Genomic DNA, 2,381 nt, shown 5'->3' on the forward strand with positions numbered 1-2,381 from the left:
CCCCCCCCCCCCCATCCCCCCTCGGTTTTTGGGCGGGGGGGCTGGCTTTTTCATACACCCCCCGGCCTTGTGCTGCCCCCCCCCCCCCGCGCCCCGCCCCCCCCCCGCGGCCGGGCCCGCCTGTTGACCGGCAATGGCCGGTCATTTGGACTTCCAGCAATTCCAGGAAAAGCGTGAAGCGGTTTTCCTCCGGAATTGCATCCAAAGCAAGGTAGAGGCGAGAGGCGTGGCTGAGCAGACTTCAACCGCCAATGCATGGCCGGCTAACTCCGCAGCGGCCGATCTGATCCCTCCCGGCCGCAAGCGCCTCGGCTGGGCCCTGATGATCGCCGCGACGCTCGTGCTGCTGGCGACGATCGTCATGCAGATCCTTTACAAGACTGAGGTCGACACGATCGGCTTCTATACCTGGCGTCCGGTGGTCTACGCCTATGTGCTGTGGGGCGTGGCGCTCGGCGCCTGGCAAGTGCTGACGCGCGGCGAGGACGGCCAGCGCGCGCTGTTCCTGCTGCCGGCGCTGCTCTTCACCGTCGCCATGGTGATCTTCCCGACGCTGTTCGGCTTCTATATCGCGCTCACTGACTGGAACCTCAGCTCCTTCGCTGGCCGCAGGTTCAACGGTCTCGACAATTTCTGGCAGATGCTGGCCGACCCCTACTACCGCAACGCGCTCTTCAACATGGTCCTCTATGTGCTGGCGGTGCTGGTCGAATATGTCATCGCCTTCGGACTGGCGTTGCTGCTCAACGCGCAGATCCGCGCCAGGAAATTCTTCCGTGTGGTCTTCCTGCTGCCGCTCATGCTGTCGCCGGTGGCGGTCTCCTGGATGGTCGGCAAGTCGCTGATGGAATACCGGTTCGGACCGGCATCGACGCTGGCGCGCCATCTCGGCTGGGACAATCCCGCCTTCTTCTCCGACCCGATCATCGCGCGCATCTCGATCATGGTGCTCGACGCCTGGACCTTCATTCCGTTCATGATGATCATGCTGCTCGCCGGCCTGCAGGCAATGTCGCGCGAGGTGATCGAGGCGGCGCGCGTCGACGGCGCGACGACATGGCAGACCTTCTGGCAGGTTACCTTCCCGCTGATGCTGCCGGTGTCCGTGACGGCGGTGATCCTGCGCATCATCTTCAAGCTGAAGCTCGCCGACATCATCATTACGGTGACCTCCGGCGGGCCGGGCGGCGCCACCGATTCCGTTTCGAGCTTCATCTACCGCGAATATCGCGACCGTTCGAATGTCGGCTACGGCACCATGCTCGCCATGGTCTATCTGATCATCATCGTCGTGTTCGTCACCTGGCTGCTGAAGCTCGCCAGTCGCTTCGTGCGCAACGTCAACTGAGCGTCCATATGAGCGTCCAGACCACCGAATACACCGTTTCCGATATCCGCTCCCCGGCGGCCTTCCTCGCCAGCCGCGTCTTCATCTATGGCGCGCTGGTGTTCTGGTCCTTCGTCTGCCTTTTCCCGATCTATTGGACGATCACCACTTCGTTCAAGTCGGCGGTCGATGTCACGCAGGGGCACCTCATCCCCTTCGTCGACTTCCAGCCAGACTGGAAGGGCTGGCGCTCACTCGGGCTGTCGCCGGATTCGATCGTCCAGACCTCGACGGTGCGCGACGAGTTCCTGAAACGCTTCATGAACTCGGTCATTACCTCTGTCGGCGCGTCGAGCCTCGCTATCATCATCGGCAGCCTCGCCGCCTATGGCCTGACCCGATACCGCTACAAGTTCGCCTGGTTCAAGAACGAGGACATCTCCTTCTTCTTCCTCTCGCAGCTGATCCTGCCGCCGGTGGTGCTGGCGCTGCCCTTCCTGGTGCTTTACCGCGAAGTGGCCCTGCTCGACACCCGCATCGGCCTTGTGCTCCTCTACACGCTGATGGTGCTGCCGATCGTCATCTGGATCATGCGCGACCAGTTCAACTCCATTCCCGTCGAGCTCGAGGAGGCGGCACTCGTCGACGGCCTGTCGATCTGGGGCGCCTTCTTCCGCATTGTCATGCCGATCGCGCTCCCCGGCATGGTCGCCGCCTTCATCCTGGCGATGGTGCTCTGCTGGAACGAATATTTCTTCGCCGCCCTTCTGACGTCGACGGATGCCAAGACCATCCCAGTTATGGTGGCGAGCCAGACCGGCTCGCAAGGTATCAACTGGTGGTCGATGGCAGCCCTGGCGACAGCAGCCATCACGCCGCTGGCGATCATCGGCATCGCGCTCGAACGCTATCTGATCATGGGCATGACGGCCGGTTCGGTGAAGTAGCCGCCTTCCCCTTCTTGTGGGAGAAGCGAGCTAGAGCGGGATGAAATTGTTGGGAGTCGTTGAGGATTCCCAAATCAGCGGGTTTATGATTCACCATTCATGCTGGG

The 2,381-nt window shown here is 62.2% G+C and carries 2 protein-coding genes; both read left to right on the forward strand.

Annotated elements, in window-relative coordinates; genetic code table 11:
- Positions 1-226: 226 nt before the first annotated feature.
- Entirely contained in the window at positions 227-1,348 is a 1,122-nt protein-coding gene (locus CK218_RS29835; RefSeq protein ID WP_095802242.1) for a sugar ABC transporter permease, read from the forward strand.
- Positions 1,349-1,356: 8 nt separating this feature from the next.
- On the forward strand, positions 1,357-2,274 hold the full coding sequence (locus CK218_RS29840) for a carbohydrate ABC transporter permease (RefSeq protein WP_066998838.1): 918 nt from the start codon (positions 1,357-1,359) through the stop codon (positions 2,272-2,274).
- The last annotated feature ends 107 nt before the right edge of the window (positions 2,275-2,381 follow it).

The sequence above is a fragment of the Mesorhizobium sp. WSM3879 genome (genome assembly GCF_002294915.1).
GTDB lineage: Bacteria > Pseudomonadota > Alphaproteobacteria > Rhizobiales > Rhizobiaceae > Mesorhizobium.